This window comes from Pseudomonas sp. EL_65y_Pfl2_R96 (genome assembly GCF_963970905.1).
GTDB lineage: Bacteria > Pseudomonadota > Gammaproteobacteria > Pseudomonadales > Pseudomonadaceae > Aquipseudomonas.
This window is the reverse complement of record NZ_CAXAQH010000449.1, coordinates 1-265: the sequence shown is the minus strand read 5'-3', so window position 1 is coordinate 265 and position 265 is coordinate 1. Positions and strand designations below refer to the sequence as shown.

Genomic DNA, 265 nt, shown 5'->3' with positions numbered 1-265 from the left:
GGCGTACGGCTGGCCGACATGGCTGCATTGTGCAAAAGCCGGCGGGCTTCCGGGTCACCTCGCTTGGTCAGACTCCGACGACCATCCTTTTGTCCTGACTTCGACACGCGCAGATCCATTCCCAGGAAGGCAATAAAGGCATCCGCGTTTCTGAAGTCGCCCCGCTGAAACGCCGTGAGCAAGCGGGCTCCGGTCAAAAATCCAATGCCTTCAACTTTCACGCAACGCTTCAACTGACCGAGCAAGCCGGCTTCCTTCAGATGAT

The 265-nt window shown here is 57.7% G+C and carries 1 protein-coding gene; it reads right to left on the bottom strand.

Annotation, left to right across the window (positions count from 1 at the left end):
• Positions 1-265: IS110 family transposase (locus tag AACY49_RS31520; RefSeq protein WP_339528281.1), on the bottom strand; the 265-nt coding region annotated here is incomplete at both ends.